The organism is Geodermatophilus sp. DF01-2 (genome assembly GCF_004571065.1).
GTDB lineage: Bacteria > Actinomycetota > Actinomycetes > Mycobacteriales > Geodermatophilaceae > Geodermatophilus.
In genome coordinates this window covers 16688-40459 of the sequence record NZ_SPQN01000032.1, presented here as the reverse complement: position 1 = coordinate 40459, position 23772 = coordinate 16688, and the positions used below count along the sequence as shown (strand labels likewise).

Genomic DNA, 23772 nt, shown 5'->3' with positions numbered 1-23772 from the left:
GATCTGCCGGCCGCCGGAGCGCTCTCGGCCGGCACCGGGGGCAGCCCGCGCCGATGCGCCGGGGCCCGCGCCCCGACGGCCAGGGGCAGCGGGATCTCACCGGTCCGGGCAGCGCGGCGGCGGCCCACCTCGCCGCCCTGGCGGGCGATCAGCTGCTCGACGGTGATCGGCTCACGGGCCGGCGTCCCGTCGCCCGCGGCGGGGGACGGCGCGGCGGGACGGCGCCGGACCCGGGAACGCCCGGGCGTGCGGCCGTCCCTCGCGTCGTCGCGCGTGCGCTTGTCCCCCACCCGTGCCGACTTCCCATCGTCGAACTGTCGCCCCGGCGGGCGCCGTCGCTCCCGCGCCGCGCTCGGCAGTACCGCTGCGCAGTCGGGTCGCTACCCAGGATACGGTCGGGGCGGCCCCTTCCGGGTCGGACGCGCGGAGACCGGCGGGCAGGACCCGACCGCCGCCCGTAGCCTCCGCGGGATGAAGTTGCCGTTCGTCCCCGGCCCGTCCGACGTGATCTCCGCGGTGGAGGGCGTCCGCGACGGCGTCGCCGAGGCCCTCGCCCTGGTCCCGCGGCTGACCGCCGTCGTCGGCGGCGTGGAGTCGCTGCTCGACCGGGTGACCACCGTCGTCGACCGGGCCGAAGGATTCGTCGAGCGGCTGGACGCCGAGGTCTCCGCGGTCGAGGGCACCCGCCGCCGTGTGGATGCCATGATCGCCGCGGTCGGCGAGACCCAGCGGAAGGCCGACGCGGCCATCTCCGGGCTGCAGTCCACCCAGCGGCGCGCCGACGAAGCCATCATCGCCGCCGGGCACACCATCTCCCGCTCCGACGAGGCCATCACCGCCGTCGGGCACACCATCTCCCGCTCCGACGAGGCCATCACCGCCGTCGGCCGCACGATCTCCCGGTCCGACGACGCCATCACCGCGGTGGAGGGCACGATCTCCCGGTCCGACGACGCCATCACCGCGGTGGGCCGCACGATCTCCCGGTCGGACGAGGCCATCACCGCCGTCGGGCACACCATCTCCCGCTCCGACGAGGCCATCACCGCCGTCGGGCACACCATCTCCCGCTCCGACGGCGCGGTGGGCCGGGCCGAAGAGCTGATCGGTCGGATGGACCCGCTGGTCGAGGTGTTCGAGGAGCCGCTGCTGGCCCTGGCTCCGTCGGTGCGTCGCCTTGCGGCCAGCGTCGACCCGGCCGAGGTGGAGGCGGTGGTCACCTTCATCGACCGGCTGCCGCGGCTGATGACCCACCTCGACGAAGACATCCTGCCGGTGATCGAGTCGATGGGCTCGGTGGCCACCGACGTGCACGACCTGCTCGACACCATGCAAGACCTGCGGCACGTGGTGAAGGGGTTCCCCGGCTCCCGGCTGTTCCGCCGGCGGGGGGCGGAGGAGGTCGCGGAGGACGAGGAACGCGAGGCCGCCGACCGCGCCGGAGCGGACGGTCAGGAGCCGGAGCGCACCGGCTCCTGACCGCCGTCCCTCAGGTCTCGGTGGGGTACCCCAGGGCGCGGACGACGTCGCCGATGCGCACGTAGGTCTCGCCCTCCGGCAGGCGGCGCAGCTCGTCGACGACCGCGTCCGGCGCCCGGTGGTCCAGCGCCGCCTCGACGAGGGCCGGCCCGTCGCTCGGGAAATCGGCCCGGTCCAGCCACCGGGCCAGCTCGGCGCGGCGCACCACGGCGTCGGCGTCCATGCCCACCGGGGTGCCGCCGACGAGCGTGCCCTGGGGGTCGCTGTCGATGTCGGGGTCGCCCTCGGCCTGCGGCTCGACCTCGCGCCACTCCTCGGCGCGGGTCCCTCGCTCGGCCTTGAGCATCCCCTGGACCTCGTGCTCGAGTTCCTCGTCGAGCCGGGGATTGTGCTTGGTGCTGCGGGCCGCCGTCCCGGCGAACTGGTCTCCGGTCTCGCTCACGATCGCCCCTCTCCTGGTGCCTCGTTGTGCTGGTGCGCCGTCACTTCTCGTGCAGGGCGCCGGGCTTGTGCACCGCGGTCTTGCCGGTCTTGTCGCTCTCGACCTCGTACTGCGGCTCGTCCTCGCTGGCCTTCACCGTCCGCCCGGACGCCTCCGTCTCCGAGGTGATCTTGCGCTTGACGGTGCCCTCGACCTCCTGGCCGTGGCTCTTCCAGGTGACGTGGTCACCCTTCCTCAGCTCGTCGGACACGTGGCCCTCCCGGTGCTCGGCGCGGTCCCCTGCCCCTGCCCGGCGCACACCCGCGGCACACATCACCCGTTCGGAACGTCGGATTCACCCGTGCGGGCACTGACGCGGGCCTGATCGTCACGTAGCGTTCTCGTCGACGGAGGGCGCCGCACCATCGCTGCTGTTCGGGGCGGCGGATGCGACTACCCACGGTGACGCGCCCCCGTCCTCGATCGCCGGCCCGGTCGCCCCCATTCCCCCGGGGTCGACCGGGTCGGCCCGCTCTAGGCTGTCTCCGCCATGCCCCTCAGCGACGCGACTCCACCGGCGGCGGCACCTTCCAGTCCTGCCGCCTCCTCACCGACCCCTCCCGGCCCCACCCGGCCGGTCGACGTCCTCACCGTGACGTCGGTGACGGACGTCACGCCCTCCGTGCGCCGCGTCGTGCTCTCGGCCACCTCGGCCGCGGCCGCGGCGGCCGGACCCACCGTCTCGCTGCTGGTCCCGCGCGTCGGCGACCCGGCGCCGCGCTGGCCCGACGTGGCACGGGACGGGCGGATCGTCTGGCCTCCCGGCTCGCACGGCGTGAGCCTGCGCAGCTACACCGCCCGCCGGCAGGACGCCGACCGCGGTGAGGTGGAGATCGACTTCGTGCTGCACGGCGACGGTCCGGCGGCGGCGTGGGCGGCCGCCGCCGGGCCCGGCGCGATGATCGCCGCCGCCGGTGGCGGCCCGCTGGGCGACCGGCCGGCGGGGTGGCTGTTGCTGGCCGGCGACGAGACCGCCCTGCCGGCGATCACCCGCATCCTGGCCACGGCTGCGCCGTCCACCCGCGGGGTGGCCCTGGTGGAGGTCGCCGACGCCGCGGAGGAGCAGCCGCTGACCGCCCCCGAGGGCGTCCAGGTGCGCTGGCTGCACCGCGACGGCACCCCGCCCGGGGAGAGCACGTTGCTGGCCGACGCCGTCGCGGCGCTGGACCGCCCGGCCGGCGACGACCTCTTCGCCTGGGTGGCCGCGGAGTCGGCGGCCGTGCGCGCCGTCCGCGCCGACCTGCGCGGACGGTGGGGGCTCGGCCGGGTCCAGCACCACGCGATCGGCTACTGGCGCCGCGGCCGGGCGATGGCGCCCGCCGGCTGACGTCCGCGGGAGCCGGCCGACGAGCACGACCGGGTGGCCGGCGTCCAGACTCCTCACAGGAAGTGTCCAGGAGTGCTCCAGCCCGGGGCCGCACCCTCGGAGCATGACGACGGCAGCGCGTTCGACGGGAGGTGCTGTGACCAGCACCGGCAGGAGCTCAGCACCGGAGGCGCGTCTCCTCGTGGTGGACGACGAACCCAACATCCGCGAGCTGCTCTCGGCCAGCCTGCGCTACGCCGGCTTCGAGGTGGCCACCGCCGCGGACGGCCAGCAGGCGCTGGCCATGGCGGCGTCCTTCCGTCCCGACCTGCTGGTCCTCGACGTGATGATGCCGGGCCTCGACGGTTTCGGTGTGGTACGGCGGTTGCGAGAGAGCGGCCGGCACACGCCGGTGGTGTTCCTCACCGCCCGCGACGCCGCGGAGGACAAGGTGTCCGGGCTGACGCTGGGCGGTGACGACTACATCACCAAGCCGTTCAGCCTCGACGAGGTGCTCGCCCGCATCCGAGCGGTGCTGCGCCGCAGCACCGGACCCCAGCGCCCCGCCGACGCGCCGCGGCTGACCTTCGCCGACATCGAGCTCGACGAGGAGTCGCACGAGGTGGTGAAGGCCGGTCAGGTGGTCAGCCTCTCGCCGACGGAGTTCAAGCTGCTGCGCTACCTGATGGCCAACGCCGGCCGGGTGCTGTCCAAGGCGCAGATCCTGGACCACGTGTGGAACTACGACTTCAACGGTGACGCCAACGTCGTCGAGTCCTACATCTCCTACCTGCGCCGCAAGGTCGACACGACGGAGCCGCGGCTGCTGCACACCATCCGGGGCGTGGGCTACACGCTGCGGCTGCCGCGCGGGACGTGAGCCGACAGGGAGTGAGCACCGCAGCGAGCGCCGGCGAGCGAAGGACCGGAGCGACCGCGGAGGCGACCGGTGTCGCAGCGAGCGAGGAGCGGAACGTCCCGGGGGAGCCGACCGGTGGCGTCGTGACGGGCCGGCCCGTCCCCGGCGCGGGCAGCCGCATGTCCCGCTTCCCGCTGCGGATCACGTTGGTGGCACTCATCGTGGCGCTGGTCGGCCTGGCGCTGACCGCCACGGGCGTCGCCGCCACGCGGATGCTCCAGGGGTACCTGGAGAGCCAGCAGGAGGACGAGCTGCGGCAGGTCCTCGACGAGGCACAGACCGACCCCCGGGTGCTCGACGCCTGCCTGGACGGCGTCGACCGTGGGGTGCCCGCCTCCTACTTCGTCGGCTGCCTGGCGCCGGACGCCGACGAGGTGACCGTCGTCTACGCGCCGCCGCCGAGGGCCGGCGACCTGCCGGACGTCACCGACGAGGTCCGCGAGTCCGACGGACGACCCGGCCCGACGTGGTCGCGGGACGGCGACTGGCAGATGGTGTCCCGTGACGTCGGCAGCGGCTACACCCTCGTGGCCGCGGGCGACCTGGGGCGTGACGAGCGGGTCATCGGCCGGCTCGTCGCCATCGAGGTCGTCGTCGGGCTGGTGGTGCTCACCATCCTCGGGGCCGCCGCGTACGTGCTGGTCCGCAACAGCCTGCGGCCGCTGACCGAGGTGGAGCGCACGGCGGCCGCGATCGCCGCCGGCGACCTGTCCCAGCGGGTACCGGCGGGGAACGACCGCACCGAGGTGGGCCGGCTGGCGACGGCGCTCAACGGGATGCTCTCCCGCATCGAACACGGCTTCCGGGCGCAGCAGGCCTCCGAGGAGCAGGCCCGCGCCTCGGAGACCCGGATGCGCCGGTTCGTCGCCGACGCCAGCCACGAGCTGCGCACCCCGCTGACCTCGATCCGCGGGTTCGCCGAGCTCTACCGGCAGGGTGCGGTGGGCAGCCCGGAGGAGACCGCCCGGCTGATGCAGCGCATCGAGTCCGAGGGCGCCCGCATGGGGGTGCTGGTCGAGGACCTGCTGCAGCTGGCCCGGCTGGACCAGCAGCGTCCGCTGACGATCACCCCGGTGGACCTGGCCGAGGTCGCCGGTGATGCCGTCCACGACGCCCGCGCCGTCCAGCCGGACCGGCCGGTCAGCCTGCACCTGGACGAGGCGCTCAGCGAGGTGCCGGTGGTGCTGGGCGACGAGGCCCGGCTGCGCCAGGTGGTCGGCAACCTGGTCACCAACGCGCTCGTGCACACGCCTCCGACGGCGCCGGTCACGGTGAGCCTCTCCGACGAGCCGGCGCCGGGGGACGGGCCGGGTGACGGGGCGGCCGAGGACGGCGGCGTCGTCGTGCTGCGGGTGACCGACCAGGGGCCGGGCATGGCACCCGAGGACGCCGCCCGGGTGTTCGAGCGCTTCTACCGGGCCGACCCCTCCCGCGCCCGGACGGCGGGCGGCACCGGGCTGGGGCTGGCCATCGTCAGCGCGCTGGTCGCCGCGCACGGGGGCACCGTGCACCTGGACACCGCCCCGGGCCGGGGCGCGGCGTTCACCGTGCGGCTGCCGCGCTCCGGTCCCGGCGCGGCGGTCCTCCCGGTGCCGGACGGCCCGGCAGCCTGAGCCGGCGACCGGCTGGTTACCGTCCGCGGGTGCACTCCGACGCGGGCGGGCAGCCCTACGACGCCGACCTGATGGCCGCGGTGACCGAGCTCGGCACGGCCCTGCGGCAACTGGTGGACGCCTCCGTGCGCACCACCGTCCCGGCCGCCGAGCTGCGCGCCGCGGCCGCCGAGGCCCGGGCGGTCACCACGCGGCTGGCCGTTACGCAGCGGCCCCCGACCCAGCTGCCCGCGCTCGACGACCCGCTGGTCTTCCGCCGCGTCTACAACCCGGTGAGCGGGGTGGGCAGCGCCCTGGCCCCGCCGCTGCGGATCCGCCCGGCCGCGGGCGGTGTGGTCGCCGAGGCCACGCTCGGCCAGGCCTACGAGGGCCCGCCCGGCTACGTGCACGGCGGGATGAGCAGCCTGCTCATGGACCAGCTCCTCGGCGCGGCCGCGATCGCCGCCGGGCTGTGGGGCATGACCGTCCACCTGGAGCTGGACTACCGGCGGCCGGTGCCGCTCTCGACGCCGCTGGTGTTGCGGGCGCGCGTGACCGAGTCGGCGGGGCGCAGGTGCGTCGTCACCGGGACCATCGCCATCGCCGGGGCACCCGACCGGCCCCTGGTGGAGGCCCGCGGCGTCTTCGTCATGCCGCGGGAGGAGCTGCGCGCCGACTACTTCGGCGCGATCACCGACGCCTCCGGCCGGCACGCCCCGCCCGGACGGCCGACCGACGCCACGGCCCTGGCGGAGGAGCCGTGACCGACGTCGAGGTCGCGGCCGCGGCGGCGCGGGCGGCGGCCGCCGTCCTGACCGGGCTGCGCGAGGAGGGCCGGCTGTCCGGCCGGGCCCTGGGCGACGCCGGGGACGCCGCCGCGCAGGCCGCCATCTCCGGGTTGCTGGCCGACCACCGCGCGGACGACGTCGTCTTCAGCGAGGAGGCGGTCGACGACCCCCGCCGGCTGGCGGCCGATCGGGTGTGGATCGTCGACCCGCTCGACGGCACCCGCGAGTACGGCGAGGTGCCGCGCCCGGACTGGGCGGTGCACGTGGCGCTGTGGTCGGCCGGTGAGCTGGTCGCCGCCGCGGTCGCCCTCCCCGCACTGGACGAGGTGCTGGCGACCGACCCGGCACCCGCCGTGCCGGCCTCCGGTGGGGGCCGGCCGCGGATCGCGGTGAGCCGCACCCGCCCGCCGGAGGTCGCCGCCACCGCCGCGGCCGCCCTCGACGCGGAGCTGGTCCCGATGGGTTCGGCGGGGTGGAAGGTCACCGCCGTCGTGCGCGGCGAGGTCGACGCCTACGTGCACGCGGGCGGCATGTACCAGTGGGACTCGGCCGCGCCGGTCGCCGTCGCCCGCGCCGCGGGGCTCACCGCCGTCCGGCTGGACGGCTCGCCGCTGGTCTACAACCAGCCCGACCCCTCCCTGCCGGACCTACTGGTCTGCCGCCCCGAGCTGGCCGAGCGGCTGCTCGCCGGGGTGCGAGCAGGGTCACAGCGGTCGCGGTGAGGCGGTGGCGGAGACTGGTACGGGGAATCTCCCCTGAGCCGGTGCGGTTGGTGCTGGTTCGAGTCCTGTCCCCGAGCCCCCGGAGCCTTGACACGTGAGCGAGCTTGCGAGCTCACCGATGGACACAGCACGACTCGGCACGCGGCCGACGAGCGCTGGCGAGGAGGACGCGTGACGACCCCCGACTACCGGCTCTCCCAGCTGGAGACGCTGGAGGCCGAGTCCATCCACGTGATCCGCGAGGTGGCCGCCGAGCTCGAGCGGCCGGTGCTGCTCTTCTCCGGCGGCAAGGACTCGATCGTGATGCTGGAGCTGGCCCGCAAGGCGTTCGCGCCGGCCCGCATCCCCTTCCCGGTCATGCACGTCGACACCGGGCTGAACTTCCCCGACGTGCTCGAGTTCCGCGACAAGCGGGTCGCCGAGCTCGGTGTCCAGCTGATCGTCGCCTCGGTGCCCGACGCGATCGCCAGGGGCCTGGTGAAGGAGGAGCCGAACGGCTCCCGCAACCGCATCCAGACCCCGGTGCTGCTCGACGCGGTCGAGGAGCACGGCTTCACCGCACTGTTCGGTGGGGCTCGGCGCGACGAGGACAAGGCCCGGGCCAAGGAGCGGGTCTTCTCCTTCCGCGACGAGTTCGGCCAGTGGGACCCGAAGAACCAGCGTCCCGAGCTGTGGGACCTGTACAACGGCCGGATCCACCTCGGTGAGTCGATCCGCGTCTTCCCGCTGTCGAACTGGACCGAGCTCGACATCTGGCAGTACATCGCCCGCGAGCAGATCGCCATCCCGCCGCTGTACCTCGCCCAGGAGCGGGAGGTCGTCGAGCGGCACGGGATGCTGTACGCGGTCAACGAGTTCATCCGCCCGAAGGACGGCGAGCAGCCGTTCCGGGCGACGGTCCGCTACCGCACCGTCGGCGACGCGAACCTCACCGCCGCCGTGCGCTCGGAGGCGACCACGGTCGAGGAGGTCATCGCCGAGATCGCGGTGACCCGGATGACCGAGCGGGGCGCGACCCGCGGTGACGACAAGGTCAGCGACGCCGCCATGGAGGACCGGAAGAAGGAGGGCTACTTCTGATGGCTCCCGCCGAGACGTACCCCGCCGTGACGGACGTCGACGAGCCCGTCGACGTCCATTCCGCCGTCGCCGAGCACGCGGTGGAGATCGCCACCGCGCGCAAGGACATCCTGCGCATCGCCACCGCCGGCTCGGTGGACGACGGCAAGAGCACGCTGATCGGCCGGCTGCTCTACGACAGCAAGGCGATCTTCGAGGATCAGTACGAGGCGGTCGCCCGCGCCAGCAAGGGCGACCACGTCGACCTGGCGCTGCTCACCGACGGCCTGCGCGCCGAGCGCGAGCAGGGCATCACCATCGACGTCGCCTACCGTTACTTCGCCACCCCGCGGCGGACGTTCATCCTGGGCGACACCCCCGGCCACGTGCAGTACACGCGCAACATGGTCACCGGCGCCTCGACCGCCGACCTGGCGATCGTGCTGGTCGACGCCCGCAAGGGCATGGTCGAGCAGAGCCGCCGACACGCATTCCTCGCCTCGCTGCTGCGGGTGCCGCACCTGGTGGTGGCGGTGAACAAGATGGACCTCGTCGACTGGTCGGAGCAGACCTTCGACGCCATCGCCGACGAGTTCAGCGCCTTCGCGGCCAAGCTCAGCGTCCCGGACCTGACGGTCGTCCCGATCTCCGCCCTGCACGGGGACAACGTGGTGACGCACTCCCCCAACACCCCGTGGTACGAGGGCCCGACGCTCCTCCACCACCTCGAGCACGTGCACGTGGCCAGCGACCGCAACCTCACCGACGCCCGGTTCCCGGTCCAGTACGTCGTCCGGCCGCAGACCGAGGCCCACCACGACTACCGCGGCTACGCGGGGACGGTCGCCAGCGGGGTGTTCCGGCCGGGCGACGAGGTGCAGGTGCTGCCCAGCGGCCTGACGACGACGGTCGCCGGCATCGACGGCCCGCGCGGCCCGGTGGAGGAGGCGTTCCCGCCCATGTCGGTGACGTTGCGGCTGGACGACGATCTGGACGTCTCCCGCGGCGACCTGGTCTGCAAGCCGGAGAACGCACCGACCGCCACGCAGGACCTCGACGCGCTGGTCTGCTGGATGGCCGACGAGCCGCTGCGGCCCCGTCAGCGCATCGCGGTCAAGCACACCACCCGCACGGTCCGCGCGATGGTCAAGGAGTTGGCCTACCGGCTGGACGTCAACACGCTGCACCGCGACCGGGAGGCCACCGAGCTCGGGCTCAACGACATCGGCCGCGTGCGGCTGCGGGCCACCCAGCCGCTGTTCGTCGACGACTACATCCGCAACCGGGTCACCGGTCGGTTCATCCTCGTCGACGAGGCCACCAACGCCACGGTCGGCGCCGGGATGCTCACCCCCGCCGGCTGAGAAAGGACCCCTCCTCCCCACCCCTCGCACGCTCGGGGCGGTGCCCGGAAGGGGGTCGGCCACTGGCGGCGGTGTGCGCTGAGGCCCGGTTCCGGACGTCGGAACGGGGCCTCAGCGCACATGCTGCGACGGGTGCAGGGGGTCAGGCGGCGGTGACCCCGACGCCGGCGGCCTTCTCCAGCGCCCGGCGGGTGAGCAGCCGGGCGAGGTGCCGGCGGTACTCCTGGTCGGCGTGCATGTCCGCCGACGGCGAGGTGCCGTCGGCGGCCAGCGCCGCGGCCTCGGCGATCGACGCGCCGCGGGCCAGCGCCTCCTCGGTGGCGGTGGCCCGCACCACCGTCCCGGCCATGTTGGCCAGCGCCACCCGGCCGTCCACCGCCGCGACCGCGACGATCGGCCAGTCGTTGGCCCGGCGGGTGAACTTCTCGTACGCCCAGCCGGCCGGCCCGGTGCGCGGGACCCGCAGCTCGACGACCAGCTCCTCCGGCTGTAGCGCGGTCTCGAAGAAGCCGAGCCAGAACTCGGTCAGCGGGATCGACCGGCGCCCGTCCGGACCCTGCACGACCACGCTGCCGCCGAGCGCCAGCAACGCCGTGGGCAGGTCGGAGGCGGGGTCGCTGTGCGCCACCGTGCCGCCGAGGGTGCCGCGGTGGCGCACCTGCGGGTCCCCGACCTGGCCGGCGGCGTGGGGCAGGATCGGCACCTCGGCCCCCGCGACCTCGTCGCGCTCCAGCTCGTGGTGTCGGATGCCGGCGCCGATGGCCACCTCGTCGCCCTCGACCCGCACGTAGGACAGCCCCGGGATCCGGCCGATGTCGACGAGCACGGCTGGCATGGCCAGCCGCAGCTTCATCAGCGGCAGCAGCGAGTGGCCGCCGGCGATGACCTTGGCGTCGTCCCCGTGCGCCACCAGCGCGGCGACCGCCTCCTCCACCGACGCCGCGCGGACGAACTCGAACGGCCCCGGGATCACGCGTCCTCCCCCTGCGCCTGCGGCACCCGGCCGGCGGCGGGGCCGGCGCCCGCCGCGGCCCGCACCGCGCGGACGATGTTGTGGTAGCCGGTGCACCGGCAGAGGTTGCCCTCCAGCCCCTCGCGGACCTCGCGGTCGCTGGGGTCGGGGTTGTCGGCCAGGAGGCCGATGGCGGCCATCACCATCCCGGGCGTGCAGAACCCGCACTGCAGGCCGTGCTCCGCGCGGAAGGCGCTCTGCACCGGGTGCAGCTCGCCGTCCGGTCCGGCCAGCCCCTCCAGGGTCGTCACCTGGCAGTCGTCGGCCTGCGCGGCCAGCACGGTGCACGACTTCACCGACAGCCCGTCGACGATCACCGTGCAGGCTCCGCACGAGGTGGTGTCGCAGCCGATGTTCGTGGCCCGCAGCCCGCAGACCTCCCGCAGGTAGTGCGCCAGCAGCAGCCGGGGCTCGACCTCGTCGGTGCGCGGCTCGCCGTTGACCGTCAGGGTGACCTTCATGCGGGGCTGCCTTCCTGTTGCGCCTGCTGGATGGCCCGCCACACCGTCATCGGCGTGGTGGGCATGTCGATGTGCCGGACGCCGAGGTGGGCGACCGCGTCGACGACGGCGTTGTGGACGGCGGGGGTGGCGCCGATGGTGCCCGCCTCGCCGATGCCCTTGGCGCCGAGCGGGTTGAGCGGCGTGGGCGTGGCCATGTCGACGAGCTCGAAGCTCGGCAGCTCGGTCGCCGAGACGAACGGGTAGTCGGCCAGGGTCGCGGTCTGCGGGTTGCCGTCGGCGTCGTACCGGACCTCCTCGAGCAGCGCCTGCGCCACGCCCTGGGCGATGCCCCCGTGCCGCTGCCCCTCGGCCAGCAGCGGGTTGACGATCGTGCCGGCGTCGTCGACGGACACCATCCGCAGCATCTCGGCCTTCCCGGACTCGGTGTCCACCTCCACGACGGCGACGTGCGCGCCGAAGGGGAAGGTCGGGGCGGCTGCCTGGAACCGGGTCTCCACGACCAGCGGCTCGGACTCGGCCAGCTGCGCGAGGGTGATGCCGGCCCCCGGGGTGCCGCGCACGGCCAGTCCGGCCGAGGCCAGGTCGACCTCGAGGTCGGCGGGATCGACCTCCAGCTGGTCGGCGGCTCGCCGCTTGGCCAGCTCGATGAGCTCGACGGCGGCCTGGTGCACCGCGGCGCCGCCCTGCTGGAGGCTGCGCGAGCCCATGGTGCCGCCGCCCCACGGGATGCGGTCGGTGTCGCCGTGCACCACGGTGATCCTCTCGACCGGGATGCCGAGCTGGTCGCTGGCGAGCATGGCCCAGGCCGTGGCGTGCCCCTGGCCGTGCGGCGAGGTGCCGGTGAGCACGGTCGCCGTCCCGTCGGGGTGCACCTCCAGCCCGGCGGACTCCCCGGTCCCCACGCCGGTGTCGGCGCCGGTGATCTCCACGTAGACCGACAGCCCGATGCCCAGCTGCCGGACGTCGCCGCGCGCGCGGCGGCGGGCCTGCTCGGCACGCAGCTCGGGGTAGCCGGCGGCCTCCAGTGCCGTGTCCAGCGCCGGGACGTACGCGCCGCTGTCGTAGACCGCGCCGGTCGGCGTCGTGTGCGGCTCGGAGAACGGAGGCAGCAGGTTCGCCCGCCGGACCTCGGCCGGGTCCATGCCGATCTCGCCGGCGAAGAGGTCCATCGCCCGCTCGACGGCGGCGGTGGCCTCGGGTCGACCGGCTCCGCGGTAGGCGCCGACCGAGGTGGTGTTCGTCGCCAGTGCGCGGGCCCGGGCGTGCACCCTGGGAAAGGCGTAGACGGCCGGGGCCATGAGCATGGTGAGCCTCGGCAGGACGGCGCCCACCCGCGGATAGGCGCCGCAGTCCTGGTCGACCTCGAGGCTGTAGGCCTCCACCGTGCCGTCCCGGCGGCCGCCGATGGTGACCACCTGGTCCTGGCCGCGGCCGTGGAGCATCCCGACCAGGTTCTCCGACCGGTTCTCGGTCCACCGCACCGGCCGGCCCACCCGCTGGGCCAGCCAGGCGACCATGGCGAACTCGGGGTCGGCACCGATCTTGGCGCCGAAGCCGCCGCCGACGTCCGGGGTCACCAGGTGGACCAGCGCCGGGTCCAGCCCGAGCCAGCCGGCGATCTGTCTCCTGGCCTGCTGCGCACCCTGGTTGGAGCACCAGATCGTCACTCGCCCGTCCTCGCCCCAGGCCGCGGCGGCGGCCCGGGTCTCCAGCGGCACCGGCGCCACGCGCTGGTTGACGATCCGCTGGGAGACGACGACCTCGCAGCCGGCGAGGAAGTCGTCCGGCACCGGCTCCCCGAAGGAGGCCATGACGTTCGTGCCGGCCTCGGGGAACAGCAGCACCTCGTCCTCCGCCGCATCGGCCGTGGTCACGACGGCGGGCAGCGGGTCGACGTCCACGGCGACCAGCTCCGCGGCGTCCTCACCCTGGTAGCGCTCCTCGGTGAGGACGACGGCGACGATGTCACCGACGAACCGCACCCTGTCGGTCGCCAGCCACGGACGGGTCGTCGCCGGCGGCACCATCGGCAGCCCGGCGGGGATGGGCTCGAGCGCGGCGCAGTCGGCGGCGGTGACGACGTCGACGACGCCGAGCGCCTCACGCGCGGCGGAGGTGTCGACGGACAGCAGGCGGCCGTGGGCCACCTGGGACCGGACGAACGTCGCGTACACCGCGCCGGCGAGCCGGTCGTCGACCAGGTCGTCGGTGTACGTCGCGCCGCGGGTGAGGAACAGCGGGTCCTCCGTGCGGACGACCCGTGTACCGAGGATGCTCATGTGCTCACTCCCGTCGGCTGAGAGACGGGGGTCACCCTCTCAACCCCGGCGGCGGTGCGCCACCTCTCGACCCGGGCCGCGGACGACCGCGCCGTGTGGTGAGGTGGGCGCGATGAGCGGCGGGGGGACGGCGCGGCCCCGGGCGGCGACGCTGCTCTTCGTGGCCGCCGTCGTGGCGGTGGCCCTCAACCAGCGGCCCGCGGTGGTGGCCGTGGCCCCGCTGCTCGGCGACCTGCGGGCCGACACGGGTCTGTCCCCCGCGATGGGCGGCCTGCTCACCACGCTGCCGGTGCTCTGCTTCGGCGCGTTCGCCCCGCTGGCTCCCCGGATCGCCCGGAGAGTCGGCCTGGAGCTGGCGGTCGCGGCGTCGCTGCTGGTGCTCGCCGCCGGCATCGCGCTCCGGCTGCTGTCCCCCGTGTCGGCGCTCTACGCGGGCAGCCTGCTGGCCGGGGCGGCGATCGCCGTCGCCAACGTGCTGATGCCCGCCTACGTCAAGCGCGAGGCCACCCGCCCCGGCGTGGTGATGGGGGTGTACTCGGCGTCGCTGAACGTCGGGGCTGCGGTCGGTGCGGCGGCCACGGTCCCGCTGGCCGCCGCCGTCGGCTGGGGGTGGCGCGGCGCGCTCGCCGCCTGGCTGGTGCTGGCGCTGGCCGCCCTGGCGCTGTGGCTCCCGGTGGCGGGCACCGGCCGCGCGCACCGCGCCGCCCGCGGAACGGTGCCCGGAGGCGGGTCCTGGACGCTGCTGCGCCAGCCGCTGGCCCGGCAGGTGACCGTCTTCATCGGCATGCAGAGCGTGCAGTTCTACTCGATCGGCGCCTGGCTGCCCACGTTGCTGGCCGACGCCGGGGTGCCGGTGTCGGAGGGCGGCCTGCTGCTGGGCCTGAGCAACGTCGTCGGGGCCGCGGGCGCGCTGCTGGCACCGGCGCAGGCCGGCCGGATGCGCACCCAGCGCCCGCTGGTGCTGGCCGTCGCCGGCACCTACCTGGTCGGGCTGGGCGGGCTGCTGTTGGTCCCCGGCCAGGGCACGCTGCTCTGGGTCGCCGCCTTCGGCCTGGCCCAGGGCAGCGGCTTCGCCCTGGCGCTGACGCTCATCGTGCTGCGCAGCCCCACCCCGCTCACCGCCGCCCGGCTGGGCGGGGTGGCCCAGTGCCTGGGCTACCTGCTCGCGGCCGCCGGCCCGCTGGCGCTCGGCTGGCTCTACGACCTCACCGGCGGCTGGGGCGCACCGCTGGCGCTCTTGTTCGCCTGCCTGGTGCCGATGACCTGGGCCGGCTGGGGCGCCGCGCGCAACGCCGTCCTGTCCACCGGGGAGCAGCCGCGGGCGGCCAGCCCGGCCTGAACGAGGACCCCGTCCTCGGGACCGCACCTTCCGGTCAGGGTCACCGGCAGGTGCTCGAAGCCGCGCAGCGCCTGCAGGTCACGGCGGACCGGCCGGCCCGACACCCGCAGGCCGGGGAAGCGCTCGGTGAGCGCCTGCAACGCCACGGCCGCCTCCAGCCGGGCCAGCCCGGCCCCGACGCAGTAGTGGATGCCGGCGGAGAACGCCAGGTGGTCGCGGGCGTTGCGGCGGGTGACGTCGAACCGGCCGGGGTCGGCGAAGACCTCGGGGTCGCGGTTGGCCGCGCCGAGCAGCAGCGTCACGCGGGAGCCCGGGCGCAGCGGGACGCCGGCCAGCGTGGTCTCGGCGCGGACCGTGCGGCCGGTGATCTGCACCGGGCTGTCGAACCGGAGCACCTCCTCGACGGCGTCCGGCCAGCCCCCGGGATCGGCGAGCAGGGCGGCACGCTGGTCACGGTGCGCGTCGAGCAGGACGACGGCGTTGCCGAGCAGGTTGACCGTCGTCTCGAAGCCGGCGCCCAGCAGCAGCATCACGGTGGCGTGCAGCTCCCGATCGGTCAGCGCGTCCTCCTCTGACGCGACGACCAGCCGGCTGACCAGGTCCTCGCCCGGGGTCCGGCGCAAACGGTCGAAGTGCCCGCGCAGGAAGTCGTGCAGCGCCCGCAGCGCGCGGTCGGCGGCCAGGAACCGGCGCAGCGGCAGGCCGGGGTCCAGGGTCGCCGCCGCGGCGGCGCCCCAGCGCAGGAAGTCCTCCCGGCGGTCGGCCGGCACGCCGAGCAGGTCGGCGATGACCAGGACGGGCAGCGGGGCGGCGTACGCCGCGACCAGGTCCACCGGCTCCCCGCGGGCGGCGGCGGGCGCCAGGGCGTCGAGCAGGGTGTCGGCGATCCGCCGGACCATCGGCTCGGCCGCCGCGGTCGCGCGGGGAGTGAAGGCCCGGCTCACCAGCCGGCGGTAGCGGGTGTGGTCGGGCGGGTCGACGACGAGCATCGACGGGGGCTCGGCGACGCCGGTGACGGCGGGGTCGTCGCCGAAGGCGAGTGCCCACCGGGCCGGCCGGGGTGCCCCGGACCAGTCGAAGCCGACACCGAAACGGTCCGACCGCAGCACCTCCTGCGCCACGCCGTGCGCCGTGGTCAGCGGGCCGAGGGCGGTTGCCACCAGCGGCCCCCGGGCGCGCAGCTGCTCGTAGAGGCCGTACGGCTCCGCACGCAGGGCAGGATCGCGCAGCAGGCGGGCGACGAGGTCACCGCGGCGTGCCTCCCGGGACAGGTAGGCCGCCGGCATGCCGTGGCGCACCGCCCACCGGGCCATCGTGCGGACGGGGCGCAGCGAACGGGCCGGCTGTGCGCCCGCCACGCGGGCCGGTGTCGTCGTCGTCCCCACGCCCGCGCTCCCTCCGCCGTCCACCGGGTGGTGCGGAGTGTGGCAGGGCTGTGCCGGACGTGGCCGATCAGCCACGCCCGGCACCGCTGTCAGCCGGCGGGGTCGGCCTTGGGGTCGGGGGCCGTGCTGGGGTCGCCGTCCCAGTCCTTGCCCGCCACGTCGGCGTGCTCGGAGGTGCTGTCGGTCTGCTCGGCGACGGTGCGGATCATCTCCTCGTCGGAGAGCCCCTCGCCCGCGCCCTCGCTCCGGCCGGTCGGCTCGCTCATGCCATCTCCTCCTCGGTCGATCGGTCTCCCCGCCCCTCCCCGGGAGCCGCCGCCGTCAAACTCCGGCGAGCGCGGTGGCGACCCCCGCGCTCGGGTCGAGGGCCGGGCCGGCTCGAACCGCACGCGCGCCGTCGGCGTGGCCCTCGACGCCCCGGCGTCCGACGATGCCGGCGGCCGGTCGCCGGTCCCGAACCCGGTGCCCACGACCCGGACGCCCAATGGGGCGCCGACAACGTCTGTTGCACGCGAGGGCTCTTGCGTGTCACACGCCTTGCGCAGCGGGAGGAACGTACGGATAGTGGGCAACCGGGTTGCCCACATCCGGACATCTGACGCGGAGGTGCCGTGGCGACGGACCCCATCGAGCAGGACCCGGCCGCCCGGGCGCTCAGCGACCTGCTCGCCGTGCTCGACACCTGCATGGCGGAGCTCGGCGGAGCCCGTGAGCGGGCCGGGAAGCTGCTCGAGGAGCGCCGGAGCGGCCGCGCCTGGCTCGACATCGTCACCGCGGAGTCCCGCCCGCTGGTGGTCGAGCAGATCAGCTCGGTGATGGCGGCCCTGGCCAGCGCCGGTGGCGCCTGGCGGCGAGAGCAGGCGCACGCACTCGCCTCGGAGCAGGTGAGCATCAACCGGATCGCCGCGATGTTCGGCGTCACCCGCCAGCGCATCTCCGCCCTGCTCCGCGAGCGCGCCCGCACCCACCAGTGAGCGGCCCCCGGCCCCGTCCAGAGGCTCGCCGCCGGCCCCGTCCCGGGACCCGCCCCGAGCCTGCGAGGGGTGGGGAGGACAATCCTTCTAGAGCGCGTCGATCGCCTTGTAGACCCGCTGCTCCGACACCGGCCGCGGGGTGCCGACGGTCTGGGCGAACAGGCTGACCCGCAGCTCCTCGACCATCCAGCGGACGCGGGCCACCGGGTCGTCCGGCGCTCCCGTCGACGGGACCTGCCGGCGCAGCTGCTCGTACGCGGCGGTGACCGCGACCACCTGCTGCATCCACAGCTCGTCCCGGACGGCGTTGGCGGGCAGCTTCTCCAGCCGGTGCGCCATGCCCTTGAGGTAGCGCACCAGGTCCGGCAGTCGGCGCCGTCCCGCCGTGGCGACGAAGCCGCGGTGCAGCAGGCCGCCCATCTGCCGGCGCAGGTCGACGATCGCGGCCTCGGGCACCCGCCGGCCGGGCGCCGCGCCGATGGCGACGGCCACCTCGCGGGCCTGCACCAGCACGGCCTCGACCCGCCGCACGGTGTCGGTGGTCAGCGGCAGCAGCTGGGCACGGGCGGTCTGCACCAGGGCGGCGAACGCGGCCTCGTCGCGGGGCGGCCCACCGGCGGCGATCAGCTCGTCGGCGGCGGCGTCGACGCAGTCGTCGACCAGCGCGGGGATCTCCCCGTCCGGGTTGAACTGCAGCGCCAGCCGGGTCTGCGGCGACAGGCCCTTGACCACCTGCCGGGTGGGCGAGCCGGCGACCAGGACCAGCAGCCGCCGGGCGCCGCGCCAGGTCAGCCGGGTGGCCTCCGCCTCGGTGGCGACCACGCGGATGCCGACCGTCGTCCCCTCGTCGACCAGCGCCGGGTAGGCGGTTCCCACGTGCCCACCGCGGCGGACCTCGACGGTGCGCGGAAGCGTACCGAACGTCCAGGCGGTCTGGCCGGTGCGCTCGACGTCCGACGCCGCCGCGGCCAGGCTCGCCCGGCTCTGCGGCGCGACCTTCCGGCGCAGCGCCTGCAGGTCCTTGCCGGTGGCCAGCGGCCGGTGCCGGTCGTCGACGACCCGGAACGTCGCGCGCAGGTGGTCGGGAACCTGGTCGGGCGCCCACGCGTCCGGCGGGACGACGACCCCCGCGGCCCGCCGCAGCTCGCGCTCCAGCGCCGGCAGCAGCGGCTCGGCCGGCGCGATGCGGGGCAGCACCTCGCGCACCCGGTCGGGGATCGGCACGAGCGTCCGGCGCAGCTGCTTGGGCAGCGTGCGCAGCAGCGCCGTGACCAGCTCCTCCTGCAGCCCGGGAACGGTGAAGGCCAGCGACTCCCCGGAGGTCTCCGAGGCGACGGTGTCGAGCACGGCCAGCGGGACGTCGACGGTGACGCCGTCGGTCGGGGTGCCGGGCGCGAACGCGTAGGACAGCGGCAGGGTCAGCCCCTGGCTCAGCGGCACCTCGTCGGGAAAGTCCTCGACCCGCACCTGCCCGGCCGCCGCGGCGTTGGTGAGCATCTCGGAGGAGAACGTGAGCAGGTCCGGCGTCTCGCGGCGCGCGGCCTTCCACCACCTGTCGAAGTGCCGGACGGAGACGACGTCGGCGGGGATGCGGGCGTCGTAGAGCTCGAACAGCGTCTCGTCGTCGGCCCGGATGTCGCGGCGCCGGGCCCGTTCCTCCAGCTCGGCGACCCGCTGCATCACCTTCTGGTTGTCGTGCCAGAACCGGTGGTGCGTCGTCCACTCGCCCTCGACCAGGGCGTGCCGGATGAACAGCTCGCGGGAGACGACCGGGTCGATCGAGCCGTACTGCACGCGGCGGCCGACGACCAGCGGGATGCCGTAGAGGGTGACCCGCTCGGTGGCGACGACCGAGCCGCGCTGGACATCCCAGCGCGGCTCGGAGTACTGCCGTTTGACCAGGTGGCCGGCCAGCCGCTCGACGACCTCGGGGTCGATGCGGGCGACGGTGCGGGCGAACAGCCGGCTGGTCTCCACCAGCTCGGCGGCGACCACCCAGCGCGGCGGCTTCTTGGCCAGCGGGGTGCCGGGGGCGAGAACGAAGCGGGCGTTGCGGGCGCCGAGGTACTCGCGGCCGCGACCGCGGGGGTGGGGGGACCTCGAGTTGCTGGCGTCCTCGACCTGCAGCCCGACGTGGGAGAGCAGCCCGGACAGCAGCGCGGCGGAGATGCCGCGTTCGTCGGGCTCGGCGGCGAGCGAGCCTGTGGTCATGCCGAGCCGGCGGGCGGTGCTGCGCAGCTGGCCGTGGAGGTCCTGCCACTCGCGGATGCGCAGGTAGTGCAGGAACTCGCGCTTGAGCGTGCGCCGGAACTGGCTGCCCGACAGCGCCTCCTGCTGCTCGCCGAGGTAGCGCCAGAGGTTGAGCAGCGCGAGGAAGTCGGAGTTCTCGTCGGCGAAGCGGCCGTGCATCTGGTCGGCGGCCTGCTGGTGCTCGGTCGGCCGCTCGCGCGGGTCCTGGATGGTCAGCCCCGCAGCGATGACCAGCACCTCCTCCAGCACGCCGCGCCGGTCGGCCTCGACGACCATCCGCGCCATCCGCGGGTCCAGGGGCAGGGTCGCCAGCGCCCGGCCGGTGGGGGTGAGCGCGCCGGCGTCGTCGAGGGCGTCGAGTTCCTCGAGCAGCGACAGCCCGTCGGCGACCGCGCGGCGGTCCGGCGGGTCGATGAACGGGAAGTCGGCGACGTCCCCCAGGTCGAGGGCGGCCATCTGCAGGAGCACCGAGGCCAGGCTGGTGCGGAGGATCTCCGGGTCGGTGTACTCGGGCCGGCTGTCGAAGTCCTCCTCGGTGTAGAGCCGGATCGCGATGCCGTCGGAGGTGCGCCCGCAGCGGCCGGAGCGCTGCCGGGCCGAGGCCTGGCTGATCGGCTCGATCGGCAGCCGCTGCACCTTGAGGCGCGAGCTGTACCGGGAGATGCGCGCGGTGCCGGGGTCGACGACGTAGCGGATGCCGGGCACGGTCAGCGACGTCTCGGCGACGTTGGTGGCCAGCACGATCCGCCGTCCGGTGTGCGGGGCGAAGACGCGGTGCTGGTCGGCGGCCGACAGGCGCGAGTAGAGCGGCAGCACCTCGACCGTGGGGAAGCGTTCGGTCAGCACGTCGGCGGTGTCGCGGATCTCCCGCTCGCCGGCGAGGAACACCAGGACGTCGCCCGGCCCCTCGGCCACCAGCTCGTCGACGGCGTCGGCGATGGCGGTGACCTGGTCGCGATCGGGATCGGCGTCCGCGTCGTCGGGGTCGACCACCGGCCGGTAGCGGACCTCCACCGGGTAGGTGCGCCCGCTGACCTCGACGATCGGGGCGTCCCCGCTCCGCCCACTGTCGCCGAGTCCTGCGCTCCGCCCCTCCTCGCCGAGTCCTGCGCTCCGCCCCTCCTCGCCGAGTCCTGCGAAGTGCTTGGCCACCCGCTCCACGTCGATCGTCGCCGAGGTGATGACCAGCTTGAGGTCGGGCCGCCGCGGCAGGATCCGGGCGAGGTAGCCGAGCAGGAAGTCGATGTTGAGGCTGCGCTCGTGCGCCTCGTCGACGATCAGGGTGTCGTACTGGCGCAGCAGCCGGTCGCGGCCGATCTCGTTGAGCAGCACGCCGTCGGTCATCACCTTGACCAGCGTGGTGTCGCCGACCTGGTCGGTGAAGCGCACCTTCCAGCCGACCACCTCGCCGAGCGGCGTCCCCAGTTCCTCCGCTATCCGCTCGGCGACGGTGCGGGCGGCGATCCGCCGCGGCTGGGTGTGCCCGATCCGGCCGCGGACGCCCCGGCCCAGCTCGAGGGCGATCTTGGGCAGCTGCGTGGTCTTGCCCGAACCGGTCTCGCCGGCGACGACGACCACCTGGTGCTCCCGCAGCGCGGCGGCGATGTCCTCGCGCCGCGCGCCGACCGGCAGCTCGACGGGGTACGTCACCGTGGGGACGGCGGCGCGGCGGCGGGTGATGCGTTCCTCCGCGGCCGCCACGTCCGCGGCGATCCGCGCCCGCTGCCGGGCCCGCGCCTCGGCGTCCTTCGTCCGGCGGGTCCCGTCGAGCCGGCGGCGCAGCCGGTGCTCGTCCTCGAGGGTCAGCCCGGCCAGCCGCGCACGCAGGTCGTCGGGCGGGGTGGTCACGGACGGTCTCCTCGTCGGGGGCTGTGGGTGCGCGGCCGCGGGCGGGCGGCGGCCTGCGCGTTCTCCAGGATCGCACCGCGCCCAGGACGGCGGACGTGGGACGCCTCACTTGCATGAGCCGCGCAACTCGTTGCTTGCTGAGCGCAAGCGCTTGTAACGTGCACGTATTCCGTGCTGTCCATCCCCTGGAGCACCCGTGCCGTCCTCTCCCGCCGCGTCCGGCCCCGCCGTGCCCGGTGTCGACCGGCTGGCCGACCTGCGCACCCTCGGCGAGCAGCTCCCCCGCTTCCTGCGGCTGGTGCACGCCCTCAAGGCGAGCCACGCCGCCGAGGGCCGTGACCGCGCGGCGCTGGTCCTGCTCTTCCCGCTCGAGCGGCTGGGCCCGCTGCGCCAGGGGGCGCTCGCCGAGCTGGTGCACGCCGACCCGTCCACGGTCAGCCGGCACGTGGCGACCCTGATCGAGCAGGGTCTGGTCCACCGCGTCGCCGACGAGACCGACGGCCGGGCCAGCCGGCTGGTCGTCACCGACGCCGGCCGGGCCGCCCTCGCCCAGGTCCGCGCCGAGCGCGAGGCCCATCTGGCGCGGGTGACCGCGGAGTGGCCGGCGTCGGACCTGACCACCCTGACCCGCCTGTTCGGTCGCCTCCTCGACGACCTCGCCGCCTGCCTGCCCACCGAGCCCACCGTCGCGCCGGTCGCTGCCATCCCCAGAGAGAAGCCATGAGCCACAGCACCCGCACCAGCGCGGCCGAGCGGAGGGACGCCCGGGCGGCGGCCTCCGCACCCGCCGAGGACGGCGCCTTTCCGCACCGGCAGATCGTCACGATCCTCGCCGGGCTGATGGTCGCGATGTTCCTCGCGGCCCTCGACCAGACCGTCGTCTCCACCGCCATCCGCACCATCGCCGACGACCTGCAGGGCTACGACCTGCAGGCCTGGGCCACCACGTCCTTCCTCATCACGTCGACGATCGCCACCCCGCTGTACGGCAAGCTCTCCGACATCTACGGACGGCGGCCGTTCTACCTCTTCGCCATCGCGGTCTTCGTCCTCGGCTCGGTGCTCTGCGGCATCGCGGAGTCCATGTACCAGCTCGCCGCCTACCGGGCGGTCCAGGGCATCGGCGCCGGCGGTCTGATGTCGCTGGCCCTGGCGATCATCGGCGACATCGTGCCGCCGCGGCAGCGCTCCCGGTACCAGGGCTACTTCATGGCCGTCTTCGGCACCTCCAGCGTGCTCGGTCCGGTCATCGGCGGCTTCTTCGCCGGGCAGACGTCCCTGTTGGGCATGGACGGCTGGCGCTGGATCTTCCTCGTCAACGTGCCGCTCGGCGCCCTGGCCTTCGCCGCCGTCTTCCGCGTGCTGCACCTGCCGCACGAACGTCGCGAGCACCGCATCGACTGGCCGGGTGCGCTGGCGCTGGTCACCTTCCTCGTGCCGCTGCTCGTCGTCGCCGAGCAGGGCCGGCTCTGGGGCTGGACGTCGGGTCGCGCGCTCGCCTGCTACCTGATCGGCGCGGCCGGCTTCGTCCTCTTCGTCGTGGCCGAGCGGGCCTTCCGGGACGACGCGCTGCTGCCCCTGCGGCTGTTCCGCAACCGCAGCTTCACCGTCAGCGGCCTCGGCAGCATCGTCATGGGCGCCGGCATGTTCGGCGGCCTGCTGCTGCTCCCCCAGTACCTGCAGATCGTGCAGGGCTCCAGCGCGACCGTCGCCGGCCTGCAGATGATCCCCCTGGTCGCCGGGATCATGACCGGCGCGATGAGCTCGGGCATCGCGATCTCGAAGACCGGCCGGTACAAGGCCTTCCCGCTGATCGGCATCGCGCTGATGACCGCCGCCCTGCTGGCGATGTCCGTCGCCGTCGGCGCGGAGACCTCGATCTGGACGCTGGTGCCGTTGATGGTCCTGCTCGGCCTGGGGCTCGGGTTCAACTTCCAGCCGGTGATCCTCGCGGTGCAGAACGCCGTCTCCCCGCGGGAAATGGGCGTGGCCACCTCCTCGGTGACCTTCTTCCGGCAGATGGGCGGCACGATCGGCACCGCCGCCTTCCTCTCGCTGCTGTTCACCCGGCTGCCGGTGGACATCGAGGAGTCGCTCACCGAGGCGGCCGCCGAGGACCCGCGGGTGGCCCAGGCGCTGCAGAGCGACCGGCTGCAGGCCGGCACCGACCTGTCGGACACCTCGTTCATCCAGGACCTGCCCGACTACCTGGCGCTGCCGTTCAGGACGGGCTTCTCCGACTCGATCGACCTGGTGTTCCTCATCGCCGCCGGCGTGGTGGCGGTCGGGTTCGTCGTGTTCCTGTTCCTGCCGCAGCTGGCCCTGTCCGACAAGTCCGGCATCCAGGCCCGCCAAGCGGCGCGGCAGACCGCGGGCGCCCCCGACGGGGACGACGCCGGCGAACAGGTCACCCAGGCGGTCGGTGCCGCGGCCCCGACGTCCACCCCTCCCCCGGTGGGCCGCCCCGGCGACGCCGCGACCGCCGAAGATCCGCAACGATCATGAACTTAC

The 23772-nt window shown here is 74.7% G+C and carries 19 protein-coding genes and 2 pseudogenes; 12 read left to right on the top strand and 9 right to left on the bottom strand.

Translation table 11 applies throughout. From position 1 onward, the window contains the following. Positions 1-290, bottom strand: a pseudogene (locus tag E4P41_RS10680) (LytR family transcriptional regulator); the annotation flags it as partial. A 181-nt stretch (positions 291-471) separates the two neighbouring features. Between E4P41_RS10680 and E4P41_RS10675 the strand changes: the two are divergent. Further along, a complete protein-coding gene (locus E4P41_RS10675) occupies positions 472-1479 on the top strand; it encodes a hypothetical protein (RefSeq protein WP_135141238.1) in 1008 nt (335 codons plus the stop codon). Positions 1480-1489: 10 nt separating this feature from the next. Here the strand turns inward: E4P41_RS10675 and E4P41_RS10670 are convergent, their stop codons facing one another. Then, complete coding sequence (locus tag E4P41_RS10670) at positions 1490-1921, bottom strand: DUF2795 domain-containing protein (RefSeq protein ID WP_135141237.1); 432 nt, start codon at positions 1919-1921, stop codon at positions 1490-1492. A gap of 40 nt (positions 1922-1961) precedes the next feature. Next, positions 1962-2171, bottom strand: a complete 210-nt coding sequence (locus E4P41_RS10665) for a DUF2945 domain-containing protein (protein WP_135141236.1) — start codon at positions 2169-2171, stop codon at positions 1962-1964. A 390-nt stretch (positions 2172-2561) separates the two neighbouring features. Between E4P41_RS10665 and E4P41_RS10660 the strand changes: the two genes are divergently transcribed. From E4P41_RS10660 to E4P41_RS10630, 7 genes are all read left to right on the top strand, one after another. Further along, positions 2562-3287, top strand: a complete 726-nt coding sequence (locus E4P41_RS10660; protein ID WP_245177262.1) for a siderophore-interacting protein — start codon at positions 2562-2564, stop codon at positions 3285-3287. A 136-nt stretch (positions 3288-3423) separates the two neighbouring features. Beyond that, the gene (locus tag E4P41_RS10655) at positions 3424-4146 is read left to right on the top strand and encodes a response regulator transcription factor (protein WP_245177261.1); all 723 of its coding nucleotides are present in this window, start codon (positions 3424-3426) and stop codon (positions 4144-4146) included. A 122-nt stretch (positions 4147-4268) separates the two neighbouring features. Then, the gene (locus tag E4P41_RS10650) at positions 4269-5798 is read left to right on the top strand and encodes a HAMP domain-containing sensor histidine kinase (RefSeq protein ID WP_245177260.1); all 1530 of its coding nucleotides are present in this window, start codon (positions 4269-4271) and stop codon (positions 5796-5798) included. Positions 5799-5827: 29 nt separating this feature from the next. Next, the gene (locus E4P41_RS10645) at positions 5828-6541 is read left to right on the top strand and encodes a PaaI family thioesterase (RefSeq protein WP_135141233.1); all 714 of its coding nucleotides are present in this window, start codon (positions 5828-5830) and stop codon (positions 6539-6541) included. Beyond that, entirely contained in the window at positions 6538-7287 is a 750-nt protein-coding gene (locus E4P41_RS10640; RefSeq protein ID WP_135141232.1) for an inositol monophosphatase family protein, read from the top strand. The genes E4P41_RS10645 and E4P41_RS10640 overlap by 4 nt, the downstream gene beginning before the upstream one ends. 171 nt (positions 7288-7458) lie before the next feature. Then, positions 7459-8367, top strand: a complete 909-nt coding sequence (gene cysD / locus E4P41_RS10635) for a sulfate adenylyltransferase subunit CysD (protein ID WP_135141231.1) — start codon at positions 7459-7461, stop codon at positions 8365-8367. Next, positions 8367-9710 (top strand): GTP-binding protein, encoded by a 1344-nt coding sequence (locus tag E4P41_RS10630; RefSeq protein WP_135141230.1) that lies wholly within the window; start codon positions 8367-8369, stop codon positions 9708-9710. Before cysD ends, E4P41_RS10630 begins: the two co-directional genes overlap by 1 nt. Before the next feature lie 142 nt (positions 9711-9852). Here E4P41_RS10630 and E4P41_RS10625 read toward each other — a convergent pair whose 3' ends face one another. From E4P41_RS10625 to E4P41_RS10615, 3 genes are read right to left on the bottom strand one after another with little or no spacing between them, the layout of a single operon-like run. Then, positions 9853-10683, bottom strand: a complete 831-nt coding sequence (locus E4P41_RS10625) for a xanthine dehydrogenase family protein subunit M (RefSeq protein WP_135141229.1) — start codon at positions 10681-10683, stop codon at positions 9853-9855. After that, positions 10680-11183, bottom strand: a complete 504-nt coding sequence (locus E4P41_RS10620; RefSeq protein WP_135141228.1) for a (2Fe-2S)-binding protein — start codon at positions 11181-11183, stop codon at positions 10680-10682. The genes E4P41_RS10625 and E4P41_RS10620 overlap by 4 nt, the downstream gene beginning before the upstream one ends. Next, entirely contained in the window at positions 11180-13465 is a 2286-nt protein-coding gene (locus E4P41_RS10615) for a xanthine dehydrogenase family protein molybdopterin-binding subunit (protein ID WP_135141227.1), read from the bottom strand. Before E4P41_RS10615 ends, E4P41_RS10620 begins: the two co-directional genes overlap by 4 nt. On the opposite strand from E4P41_RS10615, the pseudogene E4P41_RS23175 reads away from it, so the two are divergent. After that, positions 13458-14633: pseudogene (locus tag E4P41_RS23175) on the top strand (MFS transporter); the annotation flags it as partial. The gene E4P41_RS10615 and the pseudogene E4P41_RS23175 overlap by 8 nt on opposite strands. Before the next feature lie 29 nt (positions 14634-14662). On the opposite strand, the gene E4P41_RS10605 reads toward E4P41_RS23175, so the two are convergent. Together E4P41_RS10605 and E4P41_RS22100 are read right to left on the bottom strand one after the other, a co-directional pair. Continuing rightward, positions 14663-16189 (bottom strand): cytochrome P450, encoded by a 1527-nt coding sequence (locus E4P41_RS10605; protein ID WP_135141225.1) that lies wholly within the window; start codon positions 16187-16189, stop codon positions 14663-14665. An 89-nt stretch (positions 16190-16278) separates the two neighbouring features. Continuing rightward, entirely contained in the window at positions 16279-16455 is a 177-nt protein-coding gene (locus E4P41_RS22100) for a hypothetical protein (RefSeq protein WP_167761026.1), read from the bottom strand. Positions 16456-16800: 345 nt separating this feature from the next. On the opposite strand from E4P41_RS22100, the gene E4P41_RS10600 reads away from it, so the two are divergent. Next, the gene (locus tag E4P41_RS10600; RefSeq protein ID WP_135141224.1) at positions 16801-17163 is read left to right on the top strand and encodes a hypothetical protein; all 363 of its coding nucleotides are present in this window, start codon (positions 16801-16803) and stop codon (positions 17161-17163) included. Positions 17164-17250: 87 nt separating this feature from the next. Here E4P41_RS10600 and hrpA read toward each other — a convergent pair whose 3' ends face one another. Further along, entirely contained in the window at positions 17251-21261 is a 4011-nt protein-coding gene (gene hrpA, locus E4P41_RS10595; protein ID WP_135141223.1) for an ATP-dependent RNA helicase HrpA, read from the bottom strand. A gap of 196 nt (positions 21262-21457) precedes the next feature. Here hrpA and E4P41_RS10590 point away from each other — a divergent pair, with 196 nt between their 5' ends. Beyond that, complete coding sequence (locus tag E4P41_RS10590) at positions 21458-21985, top strand: MarR family transcriptional regulator (protein ID WP_135141222.1); 528 nt, start codon at positions 21458-21460, stop codon at positions 21983-21985. Further along, positions 21982-23766 carry an MDR family MFS transporter gene (locus E4P41_RS10585; protein ID WP_135141221.1) on the top strand — a complete coding sequence of 595 codons (1785 nt, stop codon included), beginning with the start codon at positions 21982-21984 and terminating at the stop codon, positions 23764-23766. The genes E4P41_RS10590 and E4P41_RS10585 overlap by 4 nt, the downstream gene beginning before the upstream one ends. Positions 23767-23772 lie beyond the last annotated feature (6 nt).

Coding starts and splice junctions, on each gene's coding strand:
- E4P41_RS10615 (WP_135141227.1), bottom strand. CDS start 13,465: ATGAGCATCCTCGGTACACGGGTCGTCCGCACGGAGGACCCGCTGTTC.
- E4P41_RS10630 (WP_135141230.1), top strand. CDS start 8,367: ATGGCTCCCGCCGAGACGTACCCCGCCGTGACGGACGTCGACGAGCCC.
- E4P41_RS10585 (WP_135141221.1), top strand. CDS start 21,982: ATGAGCCACAGCACCCGCACCAGCGCGGCCGAGCGGAGGGACGCCCGG.
- E4P41_RS22100 (WP_167761026.1), bottom strand. CDS start 16,455: ATGAGCGAGCCGACCGGCCGGAGCGAGGGCGCGGGCGAGGGGCTCTCC.
- E4P41_RS10675 (WP_135141238.1), top strand. CDS start 472: ATGAAGTTGCCGTTCGTCCCCGGCCCGTCCGACGTGATCTCCGCGGTG.
- E4P41_RS10620 (WP_135141228.1), bottom strand. CDS start 11,183: ATGAAGGTCACCCTGACGGTCAACGGCGAGCCGCGCACCGACGAGGTC.